This window comes from Pseudovibrio sp. Tun.PSC04-5.I4, from assembly GCF_900104145.1.
GTDB lineage: Bacteria > Pseudomonadota > Alphaproteobacteria > Rhizobiales > Stappiaceae > Pseudovibrio.
Window position 1 is genome coordinate 187,342 of sequence record NZ_FNLB01000001.1, and the last position, 23,682, is coordinate 211,023.

Below are 23,682 nucleotides of genomic sequence, written 5' to 3' on the forward strand. Positions count from 1 at the left end.
GTAAGGTGAGCAAGGAATGTTTGTTGCCTCGAGAAAACTTTTATTTGAGAAAAACATTCTAACGGTGGTTGAAATGAGCGACCAATCGCTTGTGGCACTGATTACAGGCATGTTGCTCTGTGACCATACCTGCCGTTCGACCTGAGACCGGACAGGCCCAGCCAGAGCGAAACCTAAACCTAGGATTGACCTCAATCAGCTTGTAATCAGGGCCATGAGCTGCCATTCGAGCGGTTCTATCAATGGTTGAACTAGGTTTCTGGAAAGGATTTTGCCATTAACGCTAAAAGCGCTCTGTGATCACTTGAGTTGCCCAAAACGGATATAGCCTTGTGACAAGAGGGACGGAGAACCGTCATTAACTGTCGATTGCAGCAGATGTCTGATCGTTAAGCAATAAGGACTATGGAATCTGCCTACTAAGTTATTCCACGAGCATTTGGGTGACAGAGCTTCATGTTTTTCAAACTCATCCCGGCACATTCGCCTAGAAAACATGACTAATCACAGCTAGTGTCTTACAAAATTGATTGTGTAATGCTTATTGGATATCTATGACGCCTGCTGAGTTCATCAAAAAGTGGAACAATGTCGAGCTTAAAGAGCGGACAGCGTCCCAATCCCATTTCAACGACCTTTGTAAACTGCTGGAAATTGAGGACCCAATCACAGCGGACCCTAGAGGGGAGTGGTTTACCTTTGAAAAAGGCGCCTCCAAGACGAGTGGTGGCGAAGGCTGGGCCGACGTTTGGCGCAAAAATAGCTTCGCTTGGGAGTACAAGGGCAAGCGCGCCAATCTGGACAAAGCTTTTGATCAGTTGCTGCAATATGCCATCGCACTGGAAAACCCGCCGCTGTTGATCGTCTCTGATATGGACGTTATCCGGTTGCACACAAACTGGACAAACACTGTTCAGAATGTCCACACGATCCAGCTTGAAGATTTGACCGATGCAGCCAACCGCGACCTGTTGCGAAATGCCTTCTTCGATCCTGACAAACTGAAGCCAACCAAGACCCGGAAGTTAGTCACAGAAGAGGCGGCCCAAAGATTTGCTAATATGGCCCAACGCCTGCGTAGTCGTGGCCATGCGCCGCAAGAGGTGGCGCATTTCATCAACCGGCTGGTGTTCTGCATGTTCGCAGAGGATGTGGATCTGCTTCCAAACAAGATATTTGAGCGGATGATAAAAGCCGCCCTGCCCAAGCCAAAAACTTTCGGTATCCATGCTAAATCCTTGTTTGGGGCAATGAAAACCGGCGGGCTTGTTGGTTTTGAAACTGTTGACTGGTTTAACGGCGGGCTATTTGACAGCGATGACGTCTTGCCTTTGGAACACGATGATCTGGATGATCTGGTTTTGGCGGCCAAGCTGGATTGGTCTGATATTGACCCTTCTATTCTTGGTACTCTGTTTGAGCGCGGGTTGGACCCGGAGAAACGTAGCCAACTTGGGGCGCACTACACCGACCGTGATAAGATTATGCAGATCGTGACGCCGGTGATCGTGGAACCGCTTTTGTCTGAATGGGCAGGAGCAAAAGCCCAGATTGAGAGCTTGATAGAAAAAGCACCAAAAGCAACCAAGGAAAAGTTACTACGTGGTAAGGAGCTCGCAGCCCGTACTCGTGCACTGTCTAAGGCCGAGAAATTGCACGTGCATTTTATTGAGCGCCTCAAAGCGTTTCGCGCGCTCGATCCGGCCTGCGGTTCGGGGAACTTTCTGTACATATCGCTACTGGAGCTGAAGAATATCGAACACCGAGTGAACCTAGAGGCTGAGGCACTTGGCCTGCCACGTGGTTTCCCCCAGCTTGGGCCAGAATGTGTGCTAGGGATTGAGCTGTCCAGTTACGCTGCAGAACTAGCGCGTGTGTCGGTGTGGATCGGAGAGATTCAATGGATGCGTCGCAACGGCTTTGAGGCGGCAAAAAATCCAATTTTGCGGACTCTGAATACGATTGAGAATCGTGATGCGGTGCTGAACGCAGACGGCACGCAGGCTAAGTGGCCCAAGGCAGATGTTGTGATCGGTAATCCGCCGTTCTTGGGTGATAGGAGGATGATTGCTGAGCTCGGCGAAGACTATACCTTTAAATTGCGCAGTGCATTTTCCACAATGGTTCCTGGCGGTAGCGATTTGGTCTGCTACTGGTTTGCAAAGGCTTGGGGGCAAATAGAAAATAGTCTGCTCACCCGTGCAGGGCTGGTAGCAACTAATTCGATACGAGGAGGCGCAAATCGAACAATTATCCAGAAAATTGTCAAGAACGGGTGCGTCACTGCCGCGTGGTCAGATGAAGCTTGGACCGTAGAAGGAGCTGCTGTCAGGGTTTCTCTTGTTTGCTTTAGAAAAGAAGCTGCAAAGAAAGTGGTGTTAAACGGTGAGGTCGTAAAGGTTATCTACTCTGATTTAACAACTAATGCGCTTGACTTCGATTTAACGGATGCAACACGGCTGCGAATTAATGAGGGTGTCTGTTTCATAGGTACGCAAAAAAATGGGCCATTCGATATTTCTGGCGAAATTGCTCGAGTTTATCTTAAGAGCCCACTGAACCCAAATGGCAGGCCCAATTCTGATGTGATTTTTCCTTGGAGTAACGGTTCTGCCATAACGCAAAGAGATCCCGATAAATGGATCATCGACTTTGGACCTGCGATGAAACAGGAAGATGCATCACTATACGAAGATCCCTTCGAAAAGGTGGTTTGCGACGTAAAACCGACACGCGAACACTTAAGGCGTGATTGGCATCGCCTGAAATGGTGGTTGCACGGTGATCCACGGCCAGCTCAAAAAAAGGCCGTTTCAAAGCTGCATAGAATGATCGTTTCCCCGCGTGTTTCAAAATATCGCCTATTTGCTTGGCGAAACGCCAAGTTAGTTCCAGACTCTGCTATTGTTGCCATCGCTCGCTATGACAACACCACATTCGGCATTTTGCATTGTAGCTTTCACGAACTTTGGGCGTTGCGGTTGGGCACCTCACTTGAGGATCGGCCGCGCTACACCCCCTCCACCACGTTTGAGACTTATCCCTTCCCTGAGGGCCTCACCCCCAACATACCAGCCGACGATTACGTTGCCGATCCGCGCGCGGTTAAAATCGCCGCCGCCGCTGCTCGGCTGAATGAGTTACGGGAAAACTGGCTCAACCCTGCCGATCTGGTGGATCGCGTGGCAGAGGTAGTACCGGGTTATCCAGATCGCATCGCGCCCAAAGACGGTGCCGCTGCCAAGGAGCTCAAGAAACGCACCCTTACCAATCTCTATAACGCCCGCCCTGCATGGCTTGATCATGCGCATAAGGTGCTGGATGAGGCAGTGGCAGAGGCTTACGGCTGGGGCGATGATTGGCGTGCTGGACTGTTGACCGAGGATGAGATCTTGGCCCGTCTGTTCGACCTGAACCAAACACGCGCCAAGGCTGAGGCTAAAGTTGAAAAATCTGCGAAGACAAAGGCGGCAAAGGTCAAAGCAAAATCAAAGGGTAAGAAAAATGGTAAGTAACCCAACAGTCTGGGGCGTTCACATGGGTGTGCATGTCTCTGACCGGCCTATTGAGGGCGGCTATGTAGGCATCGGTTGGCTCGCTATGGGCGATTTAACAAAAATAGGCGCTAGCCGTGAAGCCTTCAAAACCGCGTTGGTCGCGGCTTATCCAGACAAGAAAACCGGGGCCATTCCAGTCGATGCAGGTTCAATGTTTAAGTTCCTGCATAAAATCAAAGCGGATGACATTGTAGTATACCCGTCCAAATTTGATCGCATGGTGAATATTGGGCGCTTTACAGGCAAAGCAATTTACGTGCCGGATGATCATGACGAATACCCGACACACCAAAAGGTAGAATGGTTAGGCCATTTTCCACGTGACGAGTTCAGCCAGACTGCCTTGAACGAAATCGGTTCATTCCTGACTATGTTTAGGGTGCGTCGCCACGCCAACGAGTTCCTACGCAAAGTAAACCTCATGGGTGATGGAACCACGCCAGACGCGGCAGCGGCTCAGGCGGATGCACAAGATGATATTGCTGATGACGACACCGCTACTGTTTCCGCTACAATACAGGCCGAGACCAGCACGAGTGATTTTGTAATAAAGCGGCTAATGAAAGAGCTTAGTGGCCATCAGTTCGAAGAGTTAATTGCGCATCTTTTGGAATGCATGGGGTATACTGCCCGCGTAACACCAAAATCAGGTGACGGCGGGGTCGATGTTATTGCTCATATGGACCCGTTGGGCTTTCAGCCACCTATTGTAAAGGTACAATGTAAGCGCACAACCAGCCAGACCTCAAGGCCGGATGTTGACCAACTATTAGGGACGCTTGGGGATGGGGAATATGGCCTGTTCATAAACCTAGGCTCTTTTGCTCGTGGTGCGGTCGAACTTGAGCGCAATCGAGCAAAACTGCGGCTGATCAATGGTGAACAGCTCGTAATGATCCTGTTTGAAAACTACGCAAATCTAGCACCTCGATACCGGGTTCTAGTTCCCCTCAAGCAAATTTTTGTACCTGATCTTACGCAGGAATGACTTCTCAAGAAATCAATAGCGGTTCTGTGTTTTGTGCCGCCAAGAAACATACTGCGCTTCGGCACCAAATTTCGATCTAAACAAAATTGAATGAGGTTTACTTGAGATTGAAATATCGATTTAACTCAAGGTGCCTTTAGTCTTTGACAAATGTCAACTTAGGTCACTCAGCAACAAGCTGCCCAAAATCGACCTATGGTTGAAGTCACTTCCTAGCCGGATGTGCCTAGATTTAGGTCGATGGCAGCTATTGGTCAGTTGAGTAATTCCATATCGCCCACAACAGCTACTGTAGAAGCCTCCGGGTGAGCGTGTCTCAACCCATGATGGAACCACCTGAGTGGCAGCTGTTGGCCCTGACTACAAGCTGATTAAGGTCAATCCAAAGTTGAGTCTCGCTCTGGATGGGGTTGTTCGGTAACTAGGTGAATGGTAGCAATGGTCACGCCGCTAACTAGCGGGAACGGCTGTGAGATCCGGCCAACAGCGGACCATTGAACTTGTGAATTGTTGGCTGAACCCTCAATGGCAACGAATTATGCATTCTCATCGTCATGTAGTTCCAGTTTGGTCCGTGCCGCCTGCAAGACTTCTTTGTCAAATTGATTTGGAAAACGAAGGACAACAGCTTCGGCACTCAAATCCAACATGCCCCTATCACGCAGAAGATTATACCCTTCCGACGGTGTAGTTTTAAGCGTCAAATCGGTGAGTGTTTTGTGAACCCCCACGCGGGATATCTTTTGACGAGTTCGACTAAGGCGAATAGTTTTGTTTCGCTCTCCGGACAATACGAACTCGAGTGCAATTATGCTTTTCCAGAAATCCAAGACCACCGGATCACTTGAACTACTATCGTTAGTTGCAGCTACTATCTTAATCAATCGCCGCCGTGCAGCGTCCGCTACGTCTTCTGCCCCTTCGCGCTCAGCATTGGTAATCCAATTTTCGAGCTTATCAGCGTCAGAACAATGGTTAATGATATTGATTAGTTCACTGTGTTTTGTCATCTTACAATTTCCGGCTTCAACCCTATCGCAACTAAGTGGCAACTAGTTCTGCGATTTTGGTCGCGACTTCGGCCATCGTCTCTTCAGTTGTGCTCAGACCTGCTCGAGAAGCTAGCAAGAGGCTGACCTGCTCAAGCTCTTCGTAGGTCGTTTCATGAATAACAGGAATGAGACGCTCACGTCGAAGGAGCGCTGAAAGCTCCTTATCTGCAACACCTTCAGCTGGGAGGCGCCGCAACATGGCTGGAGAAACCAAAACGATACCGATGCGTGAGTTCACCAAGCCCTTGTCGATTGCACGCATCATCGGCACCCCTAGGCCAAGGTCCTTTTCGCTGAACCAAACGCGGACACCACGCGCTTCAAGCAGATCATGCAGTTCCTTCGCTGAACCTTGCCTGTCGTCCCATGCATGGCAGAGAAACACGTCACGAAGGTCAGGCTGCGAGACAGCTAGGTTCTCCACGCTTTCTCTAACCGGTGTCAGCGCCTGCACTTGTTCAGGCGTGTACGAAGCAGTCGAACTCGCTCCAGACCAGCTCGGCTTTTTGGTACGGTTCCCCGAACCGCCCCCGTTCCGACTGCTACTGCTCCCTGAGGGGAGGTATGAAGGGTACGAGTTTGAACTGTAGCTGCTGTGACCACCGTAACCGCCGAAGCGACCGCGACTTCCACATGCAGGGCAGTTTGCAGCGGCGGCCGCTGATTTATGCCCCCTTACTGGTGCGGTGCATCTAGCCATGTCATTTTCTCTCCGTCACCACTACGCTACTTCGTGGAGTAATTGATGCACTTTGTGCCCCATTCAAGTTCAAGAAAAACTTATTGTACACGTCAAAAATACGCAAGCTTAAGTTGTGTCTTCGCTGTGGCTAAGGATGTTCAGAGACATAGCGAATGGCAGCTAATGGTCAGTCGAGTAATTCCATATCGCCAATAAGAGCTACTGTAGAAGCCTCCAGGTGAGCGTGGCTCAACCCATGATGGAACCACCTGAGTGGCTGCTTGTGGCCCTGATTACAGGCATGTTGCGGAGTGACCATTGCTGCCCTTCGCACTAGTGCGGGGCCGAGATAGCCAAAACATTCTAGCTATCTCTGATTGCTGTCATGTCAAACAGGCCTTGAGGTGAGAAAGACAACCCACTTGGGCCTAAGCAAAACACCACAGTGCGGACGAAGCTGTCCTTCAGTTGGCAGCCTTCAACTTGATGACAATCGATTGTTTATCACGGCGAAGATCAATGATTGCGGCTTCTGCCAGAAGGCATCTTGGCCCATCCTGAACGTCAAGCATGATGTCACTAGGCCAAACTGACACTGTCGAAAGGTCTTGAAGATCGAGGTTCTCATCGACGGAAAAAATCAAACCACGCCCTTCGCTAACCGGCATCAGATACGCGTCTGCGAGTTCTTGCTCAACGGCCCCATAGCCCGCAGGAAGGCTGTTTGCATATGAGCCAGCCACGCATATGGAATAGCTTTCAGGAAACAGTGCTCGGCCTTGTATTCTTACATAGTCCCGGCCCGCCAGATGGTGTTCAATATCGGTTTTGTTCATCCACGGCAACTCGCCCGCGCTCGCTGCCCCGCTTACAAAAAGAACTGCAATCAGTGACCCATAAATTAGCCGTCTCATCGGGAAGCCTATCTGCAAATTCGAGCGATATTTGATAGTACTCAATTGGGGAAAATAAGGCCAGCCTTGGGCTCAATGAAACGGTTTCAGAGCCAGCTCCAATGACCGCAAGGGTCAGAAAGGAGTAATCAAAGAGATCTCTCAAATGCGCCCGCAGTACCTTCCAAGCGTGCTGTCTCAACCCATGATGGAGCTGGCCGAGTGACTGCTTGTGGCCCGCCACATCTCGAAGTAGCCATGCCCATTTCCAATTTTATTCGTCGCAGCGAACGTCAACAACGTCAGCATCTTACCAGTTCAAAATCACCAAACGTGGGTGAATGCGATTCAATGTTCCCTTGTTCTTCGTAACGCCCAAATATGCACACTCAGTCCAGTTGGGCCTAAGAGCTGGGCTAAAACGGGACACTCGCGTGGTTCGCGAAGGATCTTGAGCGGCCCTTTGGGCGGTTGTCATGAAGCTAGCGTCAGTTCAGGGAGAGCTTTGTGCCATCACCACACCGAGCTTTCATCTTAAAATCGGTCCTCAATATGAGACAACAATATCTCTACTTTTAAACTCGATCAATTGCAGGGGGATTACCGGAGGAGTAAAGGGCTTCAGAGAGGACTGCTGGGGCAAATCCGTCAGGGTTACAGCTTAAACCTCCAACACCCCCGCAATTCTAAAGGATTGTATTAGAAGCTCCATAATAATCAACTTCCACCTCTAAAGTTAAATCCAACCTTTATGTGACTTTGCTTGACTATAGAACTTAGAAAGCTGTTTCCCGGAGCCATACCTCTCTTTTGGGGAATGACGTTTCGTGCGTTGATCGCCTGTCTATTTGCTATATTGATCAGCGGATGCACCTCTGATCCAAAAAAGCATGCAGAATCATGTGATTATGAAAATTTATTCGAAAATGCCGTCAACCAATCAGGCTATAGTATTTCCAACCCAAATAAAGATCATCTCAAAGTGATAGTCGATCTGTTTTTCCATGAACTAGAAATAAATAGGTGCAATAAAAGAAGTAGTTTTAATTATTTTGACGACGATAATTTAGACTATTGGCAGAAGTTTTATGGAATGAAAATTATATATTACTTTCGCCTGAAGTTACTTTCAAACAACGACATTTGCTTGTCAGGTTTCAGGTTAAACAACCAAGGAGCTCCTTCATATCCAGTTTACTGCAAATACAAAGGATGGATTTTGTCTAATCGGAAGAGCGCTAAATGAACACGCAGAAACACCGTATTATTCTAAATGAACATATCATCCCATATACTGATATCGTACCCATTGTACCAACTTCATCACACTTGTTCATTGCTGGGGTTAACGAGTTCGGAAAAATTATGGTGTTATCAACTTAATTTTGGCTCCAGTTTCGCTTGGTAATTGCAGAGCATGACTTCAGCTCTGATCAGCTACAAGCGCCACCGTTTTTCGCCTCAAATCATTGCCCACGTGGTTTGGCTCTACCATCGCTTCTCGCTGAGTTTGCGCGAGGTGGAAGAAATGCTGCTGGAGCGCGGGATTGAAGTCTCCTATGAACCCATCCGCCGCTGGAGCATCAAGTTTGGTTCGGCTTATGTTCGCCAGCTACGGCGAAAGAAGGCCAGTGCGACTGATGTCTGGCAGTTGGACGAGGTTGTGATCAAGATCCAAGGCAAACGCTATTATCTCTGGCGTGCCGTCAATTAAGACGACTACATACTCGATGAAATCCTTCAAAAACGACGTAATACCAAGGCTGCCAAGCGATTGCTGACCAGTCTTCTGAAGAAGCAATGCGTGTCTCCCAAACGGATCGTCACCGACAAACTCAGTTCTTATGGTACCGCAAAACGCAAGGTCATGCCGAAAGTTGAATAATGGTCCCATAAGGGCCTCAACAACCGGGCCGAAAAGTCGCATTTGCCCCAGTGAAAACGGGAAAGAACCATGCAAAGGTTCAAGTCGCCGGGCCAGCTGCAACGATTCTTGACCGCATTTTCAGGCCTGCGCGATCTCTTTGTCACACCCCACCATCAACGCTGCGCAAGCAACATCCGCGCGCAGCGTCTTAACGCATTTGCCCAGTGGAAGGAGGCCGCCATGATCGACGCCTGAAATGTGCCTGAAGGCCGCTTTTGCGAGAAATTCCAAGTTAAGTTGATAACACCCACGAGCTGAAGCGAACGCACGTTCCCAAGCAAACTTTGCAGCCATTTTCAGATTTGTTGCGTGCGTGATGTCGCCGATGGCCATGTTGGGTTAACCGTCGTCAAAGTTGAGCTGCGGAACAGCCCCCGCTTTGGGGTCTTCGTTCGGTGTGCAGACTATTAGTGGTGTGAGAAAAGATTGCGCCGCAGTATGCCACGATATTATCGTTCTGATGTTACCTCAACCCTTAATTGATCCGCCCGAACGGCATGTGTGGATGGCTCCTGCTTTGCAAGACATTTTTGAGATGATCGGCACCTTTGTCAGAAACAGTCATGTGTCCGGCCTGTTTGCGCGGTTTTGACCGCTGGCCTTGAAGGGTTCCGCAAACCAAGTCCCTATCAGCTAAGCGGGCTATAATGCCCGAGCCATTCGGCGGGGTGTCTTGGTTTTAGCGGCTGACTTTTGCACCATCATTTCGCAGGTCTTGCAATCTCGTGTTCCTAAATCCGCTTCAAATCCTTTTAGGCTGATCTGGGCATGTAAGGTTCGTTCTTTGTTAAAACCGCCCAGACGATCCGGGCTGTCTTGTTGGCCATAGCAACACTCGCCAACCGAGCAGGCTTGCGCTCCAAAAGAGTGGTGAGCCAATTATTTGCGCGATCTGGGTGATGTTTTGTCAGCCTGATGAGCGATGTCATCCCCACGACAAGCAGTTGGCGCAGGTATTGGTCCCCCATTTTAGTGATCCTGCCTAACCGTTCCTTGCCTCCGCTAGATCGATTAGTCGGCGTCAACCCCAACCATGCAGCAAATTCACGACCACTCTTGAACTGGTGTCCATTGCCGATACTCGCAACTAGCGCAGAGGCGGTCACAGGACCAATGCCGGGGATGGTTTGCAACAATTTAACCCTGGGGTCACGTTTGGCTTCAAATCTCAAACGCGTTTCATACCAACGCACCTTTTCCTGCAGTATGTCCAACTGCCCGCACAAATTATGAACGACGTCCTGCACGATTTCGGGCAGTTCCAACTTATTGCCAGCCAACACGCCTTGAGAAAAACCGATAGCGCTTGCTGGGCCTTTAGCGATATACACACCAAACTCTGCCAACATGCTGCGCAAGGCGTTAATCAGTTGGGTACGCTGACGAACCATGAGGTTGCGCGCCCGGTGGAGAGAAAGAAGCGCTTGCTGTTCAATAGATTTGCTCTCCACAAACCGCATTGTAGGACGCGTGACTGCTTCACAAATTGCTTCAGCATCAATGGCATCAGACTTGCCACGTTTCACATAAGGCTTGACGTACATAGGATGGATCAATCGGACTTCATGGCCCAATTTGGTCAACTCACGCGCCCAGTAATGGCTTGTGGCACAGGCTTCCATACCAATAAGGCAAGGATCTATCCGTGTGAAAAACGGAAGTACCTGAGCGCGCCGCAAAGGCCGATTGAAAGCAACTTCTTCACTTTCGTGATACCATGAACCTGAAATATATTCTTGGCTAGGTCGATGCCGATAGTTGTAACTTGCATGGGGTGGCTCCATTCGTTTGCTGTCCATGACAACTGCAGTATGACGCATCACGGCGTTGGTGGGAGCAGGAACCATCCACCCCATCAGCTTAGGTCCCGTTTGACTTGGTTATCGGCCCTAAAACATCTGAACTGCTCTCCTCATTGCTTGGTCTGGTTCGCACGCACGTCAAATCCCTGAGCTAGTTACCAGAGCCTCACATTTGATGCCGACTGCGCATTAACGACAGAGTGATCACTGTCCAAACACCTATCCGTAAGGCCAAGGCCCCAACAGTTCGCATCTCATATGCCACACCTTGAAAAACCTGAAATCCGAACCCCAAAGCAACCAGGCCCGTTGCCACTATGATAAACGCAGACAGACCAAGCCCCCAGTTGCGCTGCAGCCAAATCCCAATTGCAGCACCGATGTAGAGAAAACCAGCTAGAAAGTTGCACCAGAGCACAACTGGCATGTAGTCGCCCGCAGCCGCTTGAGCCTCCACGGGCCCAAATAGGACGCTCCCGCCGGAAATCAGTGTCATCGCCCCAAAAATCATAGCGAAGAGCGCAAAGGACCTCCGCCAAAACGTAGAGCCGTACGATCGGGATTCTGCTGAAGTCATTGTTTGGGAACCTCTGTGAGAGCGGCTTGTGCGTCAAATGAAGGATATAGGATTGGTTATAGAAATATAACTCTATAATGTACCCTTCCTTATTGGAACATGGCTCAGACCTGCTGGGTCTTTGAGGTTCTTGCTAAGGTTCTATAAATTGTTGGCCGGGAGACGTTAAACATCTCCGCCAAATCACTCACGGAGTAATCGCCTGTATCGTACATCCGGCGAAGCTCTTTATGTTGCAGCTCCGAGAGTTTGGGCTTTTTGCCCCTTAGCTTACCTTGCGCTCTGGCCCGCTTCATGCCTTCGCGGGTTCGCAGTCTAATAAGGTCAGCTTCAAACTCGGCAAAAGTGGCAAGGATGTTGAAGAACATCTTCCCCATCGGATCAATCGGATCATAAACGCTGGCGCCCAGCTGCAGCTTCACGCCGCGCTCTGTGAGCTGTTCGGCAATCCATCTGGCGTCCGGTACTGATCTTGCTAGCCGGTCCAGTTTAGCAACAACCAAAGTGTCCCCCTCGCGCACGGCAGCCAATGCTTGATCGAGCCCCGGTCGGGTCCGATTGGTGCCGGTTAATCCGTGATCGCTATAAATTCGGCTGGCATCGACACCAAGATCCCCGAGCGATGATTTTTGGATTTCAAGGTCCTGCTTGTCGGTCGAGCAGCGGGCATAGCCAATCAAGAGGTGTTGTAACGTCAACTTTGGCACCAGTCTACGCGGTTACTTCTGTAGCATGACTTCAGCTCCGATCAGTTATAAGCGCCACCGGTTTCCGCCGCAGATCATTGCCCATATCGTTTGGCTCTACCATCGCTTCTCGCTGAGCCTGCGCGAAGTTGAAGAAATGCTGCTAGAGCGTGGCATTGCTCTCTCCTATGAAACCATACGCCGGTGGGGGATCAAATATGGGCCAGCTTACGTTCGCCGGCTGCCCCGCAAAGCGCCTGGCAATGACGATATCTGGCATTTGGACGAAGTCGTAGTCACCATTCAAGGAAAAAGACATTATCTTTGGCGAGCCGTTGATCAGAATGGATATATCCTCGATGAAATCCTTCAGAAACGGCGCAATACCAAAGCCGCCAAGCGTTTGCTAACCCGCCTTTTGAAAAAGCAAGGTGGAGCTCCAAAGCGGATGATCACCGCCAAGCTTAGGTCCTATGGTGCCGCCAAACGCAAGGTCATGCCTGATGTTGAGCACCGCTCTCACAAAGGCTTGAACAACCGTGCCGAGAACTCGCATTTGCCCTTGCGAAAACGAGAGCGAGCCATGCAGAGGTTTAAATCGCTGGGACAGCTGCAAAGGTTTGTGGCTGTCTTCTCCGGCCTGCGCAATCTCTTCGTTCGACCCCGCGATAAACGTTCTTCAATCGACACTCACCTTCATCGACTTAACGCTTTGGCTCAATGGAAAATGGCTGCCATGATTGATGCATGAAGTGCGCTCAGTTTGGTTTATGCAACCAAACCCAACTTAACGTGACAACACCGGTTGGTACTATCTCAGCACAATCCTGGACGACTACAGCCGCTATATCATTGCGTGGAAGCTCTGCACCAACATGAGGGTTGAAGATGTGACCGACACATTGGATCTGACGTTGCAGGCATCAGGTTGCGACCAGGTTCACGTTGCCCACAAACACCGGTTACTAAGCGATAATGGCTCCAGCTACGTCTCTGGTGATCTGGCAGAATGGTTACAAGGTAAAGGTATGAAGCACACGCGCGGCACACCCTATCACCCCCAAACCCAGGGAAAGATTGAAAGGTGGCATCAAGCTCTGAAGAACCGGATTCTGCTGGAAACCTACTTCCTGCCGGGTGACCTTGAAGCGCAAATTGAAGCCTTCGCCGATCATTACAACCATCGGCGATACCACGAGAGCATCAACAATGTTACACCCGCCGACGTCTACTTCGAGCACGACAAATCTATTCTAGAACAAAGGGAACAGATCAAACGAAAGACACTCGAAATGCGCCGCTTGCATCACAGGCAACACGCCGCATAATCAAACCAACCAGATGAGCCAAACTCTCACTTAGTGTTCGCAGCTCCTGGACCCAAAAACTCTGCAGACGCACAGCCGTTCAGAGCGAACAATGCGCTCAAACTCGCTCGGTGCAAGCCTGATGATTTTACGATCACGGCACCATAGAAATATTTACTCAACCATTGCCGCCACTGATTTGCCTGCGGGGCAAAGGTCTGTCTTCACCCAGTAAACCAAAGCGGCGCGATCAGAAGTATTCAAACGCTGAAAACCAAGATATTCCAGAAATTCTGCACGATGACGGCGTTTTGATCGGCCACCAAAGCTCAATTCTGTTAAGTCAGGATGTTTCGTACCTAATTGTTTCGCCAAATACGAAATAGCTTCAGAAGGAATATCACTTGCACCATAGGCGAAACATCCGTGAGCGGCGAAGTATTGTGTCGTGCAGTCGGCACATAGAGGCTGACCTTGGGTTTTGTACTTAGAAAATCTAGATCAGCGAAATTCAAACTCCAATCACGCGCAAACTCTTCTGTAGATAATTCTGAATGCACTGTACGACTCTTTCTAAAAGAAAGAATGAGCAGCAATTCTATGCCATGAGTGTCAATCTCTACTTTGTTCCTAGATGTTCCTTAAGTCGGCCGGAAACACACGTTCGGGCCGGTTACCCCTGGAGCCTTGATTTTGTCAGTGATAGCTTTACCGACGGCAGACGATTTAGAGTTCTAGCAATTATTGATGATTTTAGCCGTGGATGCCTAGCCCTTGTCCAGGATATATCTTTGTCTGGAGCTAGATTAGTGAGAGAGTTTGAAGCAGTAATCAAGCATCGCGGGCAAGTAGCTACAATCGTTTCAGACAACGGCACAGAAATGACCAACTCTGCAGTTCTCAAATTCTGTCAGGATACGACGTTGAACTGGCATTACATCGCACCCAGCAAACCGATGCAAAACGCATTCGTTGAAAGTTTCACGCACTCATCCTTGGGAAACATAACACCGGCGGCATTCTTAGCAAACAATGGGTTGGAAAAACTGACCGCATAAGGCCCAAATCCTATCGACGGATCTTCTTTACCGCTGGAAGGAAGTTGGGTCCTAGGTCAGGAGTAGGTCACTATGGTTGAAAGTTTAAAGGCATGAGCTGCCATAATTTGGGAGAACAACGCTCAACTTCCATCGATCTGCTTATAAATATTACCCAATTTCTGATTAAACCCCGCCACTATACCAAAGGCACAAGCAATTTTCTTTGAGGACTTCAAAAGCCATTTTCGGGCAGTAATCTCTAAAAACGGAAATGTAATACTTGCCAAGATGAGGCCAAAAATGCCGGCGAAAAACCGACCTAGCCCTTTAAAGAGGATTTTCCGAGCATAACTCCGCGTTCCTAATCGTTTGCGCGTGATGTATGTCTGGGCCGCTGCGACGGAGTAGGATCTTCTGATTTGATATTGAAATGTCAATCTAGCCAGAGGAATTTTCTCCCTGGCAATTGCTTCTGGTACCCAAATAATTGAGTGACCCAAGTCAGTTACCCTATAGAAAAAATCCAAATCTGAACCGCCACTGAAGCGCATATTTTCATCAAATCGAAGCCCATTACCTGCAGGCATTGTTTGTACCAAAGAAGAACAAAATACGACGTTATCGGTACCAGCACTCCTCATCTTAGTTCCTGCCGCTCTCTTGTTACGCGCAACCTGGAATGCCCAGGGTGCTTCCAGGTCTTCTGGTGTAGACTGGGTCCAGCCATGATAAACGGTGGCAGGCCATTTTTTCATAGCTTCAGCGATTAAAACTAACCAATCATCATCAATGCGTTCGTCATCATCAATGAATGCGATCCAATCAGGACATAAGGTCAAGGCTTTTTCAATCGCAGCATTTCGAGCGAAAGGAATTCCTGCACGGGCTTCGTGCGTATAATGAAAGGTATGTGTTATTGCACTTTTCAGTATCGCCTTATCTGCGGTGTCCATCTCTAACGTGTTATTATCACAGACTAAAACTTCAACCTGCAACGCTTCCGTTGGCAGAATGCGAGATATAGAGCTGATGCAATCTAGCAACATATTAGAACGCCCGCGCGTACAGACTGATATAATCAAACGTGAAGGGTGTTCCTGACGTTGCATTTGAACCAAACCGAAGATGTCAGTGCATACGATGCTCAAGCATCTTTAGTATACGCGTGAACCGAGAAAATGACTGAGTTGCAGCAAATGCAAAGCCCTTCCATCCTGCAAAAACGAACCGGCGGACGAAAAGGTATTTAAACATTTCAACAGGTAGCTCAGTTACCAAACGAACACGTAACAACCATAAAGGCTTTTTCTTTTGCGTTTCTGCAGCCAAATCAGAAGTATAATTCATTTTGGATAGGGTATGACCCCAGCTCCGGAATGAAAAATGAAACTGTCGCGACTTCAACAGGCCATTTCATAGCCACTATCCATGTCCATTCGATCATAGGATGGATCTAACTTAATTCGAGCATGTTTTAGATTATACAGTCGCGGCACTTTACGGAAATCGGCAAATAAGCGTGGCTGATTGTCTCCTGGAAGAACCATAGTATTTCGAACCAGAAAACAAGCTTGTTTTGGTTTACCAGCAGAGAACAAATCCAATATTTCGTCTTTAAGCTCTGGAGTAACAACTTCATCCGCGTCGATATAAAAAACCCAGTCACAGCGGCACTGCTGTTCACCAAAACTGCGTTGAGGGCCAAATCCAGCCCATTTGTTGTACATCACGCGTGCACCATGAGACTCCGCAATCTCAACAGTGTTATCTGTTGAACCAGAGTCAATCACCACTATTTCTTGACCTAATCCTTGTAGACTTTCGAGGGTACGACCAATTCGATCGCCTTCATTGAAAGCGCGAATGAGGATAGAAATCGGTGGTAGAGTTCCAGTCATACCCGTTTCCTTTTTTTGTTATTTCGGGAGAACAGTGATAACCAAGGATTCAAATAGGTAGTAATAAGGTCAGAATAGTGGCGAACTCACGTAGCAGTATTCAAGAAAATGTGACGGTGTGTATCACAAGTTGTGGCCGTTTAGATTTACTCTCTAAAACTATCGATAGTTTTATGCCTGACCATCACTCACACATTTCCAATCTTATAGTTATTGATGATGCGAATACTACAGAAATCAAATTCTGGATGGCGGATCATTATCCGGAAGCCTGTGTTCTGTTAAATGAACATCAGCTTGGTCAAATGAAATCCATCGATAAGATGTATAGCTATGTAGACACTCCGCTTATATTCCATGGTGAAGATGATTGGCTTTTTGAAAAAGGCAGTACAATCACGGCCTGTAAAAAAGTTATGGCAGCAGAGCCTGAAGCTAGTGTTGTTTGCGTACGGAAGATCTCTGATTTGCAGCAGAAGTTTCAGGACAATTGTATTCGTAAAGAGATCGACGGCGTAAAATACGCGATGATGCCATTGGACATTCACCCAGAGTGGCTAAGTTTTTCGTTCAACCCCAGCCTGGTAAAAAAGGGCTTATGGGAGCAATACGGCCCCTATGAACAATATGGAACAGAAGAACGCATCTCAATGGTCATGAAGAAAGATGGTTGGATGGTTGCCTTCCTCGACCCGGGTGCTTGCCATCATATCGGCGGAGAGGCGCATGTTGATGATCCTTTCCAACCCAAACGCGCCAATACAATTCTTTCACGATTGAAGCGTTCAGTTCGCAAACGGTGGTACCGGCTTCTTAGAAAGTTCGGCGTGGACGTTTAAATTCCTAATCAGATATCGATAAGTATCCTGTGTTTTTAAGGTGTTATCGATTATTTGAGAATTTTATAGACGACCGGTCTATTTTGACTTAAAACACCCCACATGAAGATGAAAAAGAGCGAAGCAACACGACTGCACATATTGGAGACCGGCCGCAAGCTCATAGCTGCGCAGGGCTTCTCCAGTATGGGCCTGAGTGAATTGCTAAATACCGCTGGGGTGCCGAAGGGGTCGTTCTACCATTACTTTGGTTCCAAAGAGCACTTTGGTTGCGTATTGGTTCAACAGTACCTAGATGAATACATGGCAGCCATGGATACCCTGTTCGTTCCGGATAATGGAAACATGAGGGAGAGGCTGTTTCAGTATTGGAATCTTTGGGAGAACTACCAACATTCTGAGGACGCTTCCAAACACTGCCTGATTGTAAAGCTGAGCGCGGAAATCGCAGATTTCTCAGATGACATGAGAGAGTTGCTGGCGGAAATGACGGCGAAGGTTGAACGGCGTCTTGGTGATGCCATTGAAGCGGGGATTCACGATGGGTCGATAGCCCGCACAGTGGATGCCCGGCTGACGGCACAGATACTCTACCAGATGTGGCTCGGAGCGAGCCTTATCGGAAAACTTACACGGACAAAGGAGTCTCTTCTAAAGGCTCTTAGCGTAACGGAAATGATGTTACCTGCTGCATAGAAAATCCATCAAACCCCTACAAATACAAAACAAATAGACGACCAGTCTAATAATTTAAGGTGAAGATATGAAAATCTTCTATGAAGCAAAACAAGATGCAGACAACGGACGCTCCGGCATTCCACCATTGAGCGACGAAGCTGCAAAAATCCGAGTAACGCCTCCTGGTGTAGAAGGTCCTGGCATTACGCCTGAAGAATTGTTCGCGGTTGGGTATGCATCCTGCTTTGAACATTCTTTGAAGATGGTTTCCGGCCACAAGGAATTTCCGCTTGATGCTTTAGAAGTTCGAGCTGAAGGCAACGTGATTGAAAAATCTGAAGGTGGTTACGTTTTAGACATCGACCTGCATCTGGAATTTTCTGGTTTGACGCGTGAGCAAGCCGACGACGTCATAAATACGGCTCATAATCTTTGCCCCTATTCAAACGCCATTTGCGGCAACGTTGATGTGCGCGTCTACACCAAACTAAACTCATAGAAAATCAATTATTTATCTCTGACATTAGGAAATTTTACATGCCTCAGAATTCCGAAGTAAATCGCCAAGTTGTTCTAGCAGAACGCCCTGTTGGTGCGCCGACCCAAGCCAATTTCCGTGTGAATGAAGCGGCGATTCCAACGCCTGGTGAAGGCGAGATGCTTTTGCGCACCGTTTACCTGTCTCTGGATCCATACATGCGCGGACGCATGAGCGATGCTAAGTCATACGCTGATCCGGTTGAGATTGGTGACCCGATGGTTGGCGGTACAGTTTCCGTTGTAGTGTCATCAAATCTCAAAGGTTTTTCCGAGGGCGACTGGGTTGTTAGCCAAGGCGGTTGGCAGGATTACTCGATCTCCGATGGCCAAATGGTATTCAACCTTGGCAAAGAGCCTGCGATGCCGTCTTGGGCGCTTGGTATTATGGGTATGCCCGGCTTTACAGCATATGCTGGTCTTCTGGAGATTGGCGAGCCTAAACCGGGTGAAACAATCGCCGTTGCAGCTGCGTCCGGACCTGTTGGCGCAACCGTTGGACAGATCGGCAAGATCAAGGGGTGCCGCGTTGTTGGTATCGCTGGCGGCGAGGAAAAGTGCAAACACGCTGTCGAGCATCTCGGCTTTGATGTCTGCCTTGACCGTAACTCACCAACCTTTGCACAGGACCTGAAAGACGCGTGTCCAGCCGGAATTGACGTTTATTTTGAAAACGTTGGCGGTGCTGTGTTTGATGCAGTTCTACCACTGCTCAATGCCAATGCGCGGGTTCCGCTGTGTGGATTGATTTCCCAGTACAACGCAACATCTTTGCCAGACGGCCCTGACCGTATCGGCCTGCTGATGGGCAATTTGCTGGTTAAGAAAATCCGCATGCAGGGCTTTATCATCTTTGATAGTTTCCCAACTCTTTACCCAAAATTTGCAGCAGATATGCAGCAGTGGATTGCAGAGGGTAAAGTAAAGTATCGCGAACAAATGGTTGAAGGTCTGGAAAATGCTCCAGAAGCATTCATAGGTCTTCTTGAAGGCAAGAACTTCGGCAAACTCGTTGTAAAAATCAGCGACTAACCTCCACGCTAATAACAAGAACATCGCGAACACCAGTGCCCGCCGGCGCTGGTGAATGCTCCCCTTTGCCCTGCTGAAAGGTAGATCACTATGAACGTGCTTATGGTCCTTACATCCCACGACAAGCTGGGTGATACAGGCGAGAAAACCGGCTTCTGGCTGGAAGAATTTGCGGCCCCTTACTACACTTTCAAAGATGCTGGCGCGACAATAACACTGGCCTCTCCTGCTGGTGGCCAGCCTCCGCTGGATCCAAAAAGCGACCTACCGGATTTTCAGACAGCAGCAACTGACCGCTTTAAAGCAGATAGCCCAGCCAATGAGGCACTTGCAAACACTGTGAAGCTGGAGAGTGTTTCCGCTGATGAGTTTGACGCGGTCTTCTACCCTGGCGGCCACGGCCCGCTTTGGGATCTGGTTGATGACACTGCCTCTATCGCTTTGATTGAGAAGCTGTATTCAGCAGGCAAGCCGGTTGGCGTTGTCTGTCATGCATCTGCTGCGCTGGTCAACGCGAAAGCGGCTGATGGCTCTGCTCTGGTAAAAGGTAAAAAGGTCACCGGCTTCTCCAACACGGAAGAAGACGCTGTTCAATTGACCAATATTGTACCTTTGCTGGTGGAAGATGCGCTGCAGGAACAAGGTGCAATCTATGAGAAAGGCCCTGATTGGGGATCCTTCACTCTGGTAGACGGCAATCTGATTTCCGGCCAGAACCCGGCATCTTCAGAAGCTACCGCCAAAGCTATTCTGACATTTTTGGGTTAGGTCTAACTCTATCAAATTATAAAGGAGCCGGTGTGGGGTTATGCCCTGCATCGGTTTTTTTGTGCCCCATCCAACATAAAATTCTGAATAGCCACGGGTAGGACAGCCTCATACACGGTACGCGCATAAAACAGATTGCGTTGCTATGTGCGTTGGTTTGCGTGGAACCTGTCAAAACGTACGTTGAGATGCGTTGATCCGCTCTCAGATATACAAAATCGTGACATATGGCGCTAAACTTATCATATTATGCCATATGCCACAGAGCATCCACGTCAGATTCTGCAGGAGATGTCACGCCGTTCTTCGCAACATTGAGCAGACCAACGCACCAAACGGCCCAAGTTTATAGAGACGAGGTGCAGATCATGCAGCGAGCGGTGCTAAGCTTGTTTGACCGGTGGCAACTGACAGATAAGCAGGCCCAGCAAATTGCTGGGCGACATTGCAAAGCGCACCTACCAACGTTGGAAGACGCAGCACAATAGACCTTGCAGCACGCTTCTCCAATCTGCTTGGCATACACAACGCGCTGCGGCGGCATTGCCAATGGTCATCATGCTGATCAAAGCAGCGGAGAACCGCTAAAAAATTGAGAGGCAAAAATCAGCTGCCCAAATTAATACAGGGTGTCATTTTTACAAATGGCATCGAGAGTGATGCAAACCGAAATCACGCTGCGTGAAACCCACGACCAACTTTTGCAGTTAGCTCTGACCGCCGTGGCTTCGATCCTTCCAACAATGACTTGCTTCCTCTGCTAAAACTGAAGACGAAAATACTCAATCAAATACAACCAAGTAACGCGGTACTGAGCAGCCTTGTTGCAGAAAGAAAGTTCAGCTCACAGCTCGGCCTTACCCGTTTAACTCAGCTCGCAATGACGCGTTCGAACGTCGGCCGTTCAAGGTCTGTCATCCGATTGAGGACAGAGACATTGATTTTGGCCTCCGTCTTCTGGTTCGCAAACTTACGGGACTTCAAACTTGTCCCGATGATTTGTTTATAGCGCCCCATCAAGGTCTCGCCTCTTGAACGCCGCCCATACTCCGTCTGCTTCTGCCACCCTATTCTGCCATGTTTCTCAATGAGAAGAATTTCTCGGTCACGGGCCGTAGGAGCGGTCGCAGCCTCTGGGCTGGGGACTGCTGTTTTGGGCGGCGGTATGATGACCTCAACGCCGTCAAAACGGTCAGCTATTTCCTGGCGTGTCGGAGTGCCATCATAAGCTCCATCACCGAGAACCGTGCCAACCGATCCCTCTATCTGGTCCAGCAAATCCGGCACAACAGTTGGATCGCCAACGGTATCTTCTGTCAGTTCAGAACAGATAATTTTGCCGGTGTCCAGGTCCAAACCAAGGTGAAGTTTGTGCTGTTTTCTGCGTTTCTTCTTGGTTCCGTGTTTGTTTTCCTGCCACTCACCAGCCCCAAACATCTCTATACCCGTGCTATCGATCACAAGAGTTGCCGCGCCAGTATCCTTTTCAGATTTGACTTTGGAAGGGTACAACCCACCAGCTCTACGTGACAGGGTGCTATAGTCAGGAACAGCCAAATCAAGCCCCATCAAAGCGAACACTGACTGAACAATCCTTGTGTCTGCCGCAAAGCTAAACCAAACACGGATTTGACACTCAAACAGGTTTTAATGGCAAGATCTAAATACTTGGCGGTCTCCCGCGGCGGTTGCTCGTTGGTGCGAGCCAGGCACCGACAACGCTGTCTTCAACCCAGACTGTGATGTCTCCACGCCGACGCAGGCTTTCATTACACTCCGACCAGTTCGTCACCTTATATTCGATTTTCGCAACCTTGTGACGACGGTCGGCATTGTGTTCAAACGGCATAAAGGAAGTCTTCAAAAAAGAGATTTTCAGAGAAAATACACTTCATCAGGGGAATATTGCAACAACGCCCTTTTTATCAGCCCATACTTCTCAATTGTAGAAAATCTATCAATTCGGTGTTTGATTACAGATCAAAACCGAAATAGCGGTTCGCGTTGTTGAAGCTGACGTCCTGAACCAACTGGCCTAGCAGTTTTATATCATTAGGAGCTTCACCCTCGACGACCCATGTTCCTATCATATTGCAGAGGATGCGACGGAAGTATTCGTGGCGAGTGTAGGAAAGGAACGAGCGGCTATCTGTCAACATTCCGATAAAACGGGAAAGCAAGCCCAGCTGAGAGAGTTGCTCCATCTGACGCAGCATGCCGTCCTTTTGGTCATTGAACCACCAGCCAGATCCGAACTGAATTTTGCCCACAACGTCGCCACCTTGGAAGTTACCACACATGGCGCTGATAACCTCATTGTCACGGGGGTTCAGACAATACAGAATGGTTCGCGGAAGGGCATCGTCCTCATCGAGCGCATTCAGTAGTTTGCTCAAAGGGTCTGCAATCAAACCATCATTGATACTATCGAACCCAGTATCTGGTCCCAGCAATCCAAACATCCGAGAGCTGTTATTCCGCATAGCGCCAATGTGATACTGCATGGCCCAACCACGGCGCGCGTATTCCTTACCGAGGAAAATCAGTACGGCTGTTTTAATCGCATCAGCCTCTTTCTGACCCACCAGTTTACCAGAAAGGCGGGTTGCCAGAGCTGTGTTCAACTCAACTTTTGTTGCGACTTCGTAAACGACTGTATCCAGAGCATGATCTGAGATCGTGCAACCATGTGCTGCAAAGTAATCCAACCGATTGGAAAGGGCAGAACAAAGATCTTCAAAACTGGAAATCTCGACGCCAGAAACCTCAGCAAGCTTTGACAGGTACTCGACATAGGATGGCGCATTGATGAGGAAGGATTTATCTGGCCGCCAAGATGGGTTCATCTTAATTTTAAAGCTGGCGTCCTCTGCTGCTGCTTTGTGGTAAGCGAGGTCGTCGATAGGGTCGTCGGTGGTGCCCACCATCCGAACATTCATCTTTTCCATTATGGAACGAGCAGAAAACTCGGGGGCCGCCAACATTTCGTTGGTGCGGTTCCAAACGCCCTCAGCTGTGTCTCCATTCAACACGCAGTCATCAATACCAAAAGGACGGCGCAGCTCAAGGTGTGTCCAGTGGTACAGTGGATTGCCTATGGTTGCCGGAACAGTTTCTGCCCATTTCTGGAATTTCTCTCGGTCGGAAACATCAGAACCAGTGCAGTACTTTTCCTCCACCGCATTGGTGCGCATTGCACGCCATTTGTAATGATCACCCTTTAGCCAGATCTCGGTAAGGTTCGCGAACTGATGATCGGTTGCAACCAGCTCCGGTTGCAAATGGCAATGATAATCTATGATGGGCATATCCCTGGCGAAATCATGGTAGAATTCGCGGGCCACATCAGAATGAAGGAGGAAATCTTCCGTCAAAAACTTAGTCATGGTGATGGTCTCTTTTTGAAAAACTATGCAATT

Annotated in this window: 18 protein-coding genes and 6 pseudogenes; 12 read left to right on the forward strand and 12 right to left on the reverse strand. The window is 48.9% G+C overall.

Annotation, left to right across the window (positions count from 1 at the left end; all coding sequences use genetic code 11):
- Positions 1-554: 554 nt before the first annotated feature.
- Entirely contained in the window at positions 555-3,515 is a 2,961-nt protein-coding gene (locus BLS62_RS00925; protein WP_143521469.1) for a class I SAM-dependent DNA methyltransferase, read from the forward strand.
- On the forward strand, positions 3,505-4,545 hold the full coding sequence (locus tag BLS62_RS00930; protein WP_093175416.1) for a restriction endonuclease: 1,041 nt from the start codon (positions 3,505-3,507) through the stop codon (positions 4,543-4,545). Before BLS62_RS00925 ends, BLS62_RS00930 begins: the two co-directional genes overlap by 11 nt.
- A gap of 536 nt (positions 4,546-5,081) precedes the next feature.
- Here the strand turns inward: BLS62_RS00930 and BLS62_RS00935 are convergent.
- The 3 genes from BLS62_RS00935 to BLS62_RS00945 all read right to left on the reverse strand — a co-directional run bounded on the left by BLS62_RS00935 (position 5,082) and on the right by BLS62_RS00945 (position 7,193).
- Positions 5,082-5,555, reverse strand: a complete 474-nt coding sequence (locus BLS62_RS00935) for a hypothetical protein (RefSeq protein ID WP_093175420.1) — start codon at positions 5,553-5,555, stop codon at positions 5,082-5,084.
- Positions 5,556-5,586: 31 nt separating this feature from the next.
- Entirely contained in the window at positions 5,587-6,021 is a 435-nt protein-coding gene (locus BLS62_RS32725; protein WP_348271853.1) for a toll/interleukin-1 receptor domain-containing protein, read from the reverse strand.
- Positions 6,022-6,743: 722 nt separating this feature from the next.
- Positions 6,744-7,193: a hypothetical protein gene (locus BLS62_RS00945; protein WP_093175431.1), complete on the reverse strand. Its 450-nt coding sequence runs from the start codon at positions 7,191-7,193 to the stop codon at positions 6,744-6,746.
- Between the two features lie 742 nt (positions 7,194-7,935).
- On the opposite strand from BLS62_RS00945, the gene BLS62_RS30925 reads away from it, so the two are divergent.
- Together BLS62_RS30925 and BLS62_RS00955 are read left to right on the forward strand one after the other, a co-directional pair.
- Positions 7,936-8,418: a hypothetical protein gene (locus BLS62_RS30925; protein WP_159436450.1), complete on the forward strand. Its 483-nt coding sequence runs from the start codon at positions 7,936-7,938 to the stop codon at positions 8,416-8,418.
- Positions 8,419-8,589: 171 nt separating this feature from the next.
- Positions 8,590-9,294, forward strand: a pseudogene (locus BLS62_RS00955) (IS6 family transposase).
- Here the strand turns inward: BLS62_RS00955 and BLS62_RS31215 are convergent.
- From BLS62_RS31215 to BLS62_RS00975, 4 genes and pseudogenes are all read right to left on the reverse strand, one after another.
- Entirely contained in the window at positions 9,178-9,432 is a 255-nt protein-coding gene (locus BLS62_RS31215; protein WP_200798449.1) for a hypothetical protein, read from the reverse strand. The pseudogene BLS62_RS00955 and the gene BLS62_RS31215 sit on opposite strands and share 117 nt — an antisense overlap.
- A 419-nt stretch (positions 9,433-9,851) precedes the next feature.
- Positions 9,852-10,870 (reverse strand): annotated as a pseudogene (locus BLS62_RS00965) (IS110 family transposase).
- A gap of 197 nt (positions 10,871-11,067) precedes the next feature.
- Positions 11,068-11,478 (reverse strand): hypothetical protein, encoded by a 411-nt coding sequence (locus BLS62_RS00970; protein WP_208990628.1) that lies wholly within the window; start codon positions 11,476-11,478, stop codon positions 11,068-11,070.
- Between the two features lie 104 nt (positions 11,479-11,582).
- Positions 11,583-12,176, reverse strand: coding sequence for a recombinase family protein (locus BLS62_RS00975; protein ID WP_200798426.1), 594 nt, complete (start codon positions 12,174-12,176; stop codon positions 11,583-11,585).
- Here BLS62_RS00975 and BLS62_RS00980 point away from each other — a divergent pair.
- Positions 12,154-12,915: an IS6 family transposase gene (locus BLS62_RS00980; RefSeq protein WP_102063721.1), complete on the forward strand. Its 762-nt coding sequence runs from the start codon at positions 12,154-12,156 to the stop codon at positions 12,913-12,915. The two genes, BLS62_RS00975 and BLS62_RS00980, sit on opposite strands and share 23 nt — an antisense overlap.
- 52 nt (positions 12,916-12,967) lie before the next feature.
- Positions 12,968-13,492, forward strand: a pseudogene (locus BLS62_RS00985) (DDE-type integrase/transposase/recombinase); the annotation flags it as partial.
- A gap of 153 nt (positions 13,493-13,645) precedes the next feature.
- Here BLS62_RS00985 and BLS62_RS00990 read toward each other — a convergent pair.
- Positions 13,646-13,900 (reverse strand): annotated as a pseudogene (locus tag BLS62_RS00990) (DUF4158 domain-containing protein); the annotation flags it as partial.
- A gap of 176 nt (positions 13,901-14,076) precedes the next feature.
- Between BLS62_RS00990 and BLS62_RS00995 the strand changes: the two are divergent.
- Positions 14,077-14,454 (forward strand): annotated as a pseudogene (locus tag BLS62_RS00995) (DDE-type integrase/transposase/recombinase); the annotation flags it as partial.
- A 197-nt stretch (positions 14,455-14,651) separates the two neighbouring features.
- Here the strand turns inward: BLS62_RS00995 and BLS62_RS01000 are convergent.
- Together BLS62_RS01000 and BLS62_RS31550 are read right to left on the reverse strand one after the other, a co-directional pair.
- Positions 14,652-15,620 carry a glycosyltransferase family 2 protein gene (locus tag BLS62_RS01000; RefSeq protein WP_093175458.1) on the reverse strand — a complete coding sequence of 323 codons (969 nt, stop codon included), beginning with the start codon at positions 15,618-15,620 and terminating at the stop codon, positions 14,652-14,654.
- Positions 15,621-15,911: 291 nt separating this feature from the next.
- On the reverse strand, positions 15,912-16,409 hold the full coding sequence (locus BLS62_RS31550) for a glycosyltransferase family 2 protein (protein ID WP_208990629.1): 498 nt from the start codon (positions 16,407-16,409) through the stop codon (positions 15,912-15,914).
- A gap of 77 nt (positions 16,410-16,486) precedes the next feature.
- Between BLS62_RS31550 and BLS62_RS01010 the strand changes: the two genes are divergently transcribed.
- The 5 genes from BLS62_RS01010 to BLS62_RS01030 all read left to right on the forward strand — a co-directional run bounded on the left by BLS62_RS01010 (position 16,487) and on the right by BLS62_RS01030 (position 20,263).
- On the forward strand, positions 16,487-17,248 hold the full coding sequence (locus tag BLS62_RS01010; protein WP_208990630.1) for a hypothetical protein: 762 nt from the start codon (positions 16,487-16,489) through the stop codon (positions 17,246-17,248).
- A gap of 102 nt (positions 17,249-17,350) precedes the next feature.
- Positions 17,351-17,944, forward strand: coding sequence for a TetR/AcrR family transcriptional regulator (locus BLS62_RS01015; protein WP_093175467.1), 594 nt, complete (start codon positions 17,351-17,353; stop codon positions 17,942-17,944).
- A 67-nt stretch (positions 17,945-18,011) separates the two neighbouring features.
- Complete coding sequence (locus BLS62_RS01020; protein WP_093175472.1) at positions 18,012-18,425, forward strand: Ohr family peroxiredoxin; 414 nt, start codon at positions 18,012-18,014, stop codon at positions 18,423-18,425.
- A 38-nt stretch (positions 18,426-18,463) separates the two neighbouring features.
- Entirely contained in the window at positions 18,464-19,495 is a 1,032-nt protein-coding gene (locus tag BLS62_RS01025; protein ID WP_093175476.1) for an NADP-dependent oxidoreductase, read from the forward strand.
- Between the two features lie 90 nt (positions 19,496-19,585).
- Complete coding sequence (locus BLS62_RS01030) at positions 19,586-20,263, forward strand: type 1 glutamine amidotransferase domain-containing protein (protein WP_093175481.1); 678 nt, start codon at positions 19,586-19,588, stop codon at positions 20,261-20,263.
- An 870-nt stretch (positions 20,264-21,133) separates the two neighbouring features.
- On the opposite strand, the pseudogene BLS62_RS01040 reads toward BLS62_RS01030, so the two are convergent.
- Together BLS62_RS01040 and uxaC are read right to left on the reverse strand one after the other, a co-directional pair.
- Positions 21,134-22,112, reverse strand: a pseudogene (locus tag BLS62_RS01040) (IS5 family transposase).
- Positions 22,113-22,236: 124 nt separating this feature from the next.
- Positions 22,237-23,649: a glucuronate isomerase gene (uxaC, locus tag BLS62_RS01045; RefSeq protein ID WP_093175490.1), complete on the reverse strand. Its 1,413-nt coding sequence runs from the start codon at positions 23,647-23,649 to the stop codon at positions 22,237-22,239.
- Positions 23,650-23,682 lie beyond the last annotated feature (33 nt).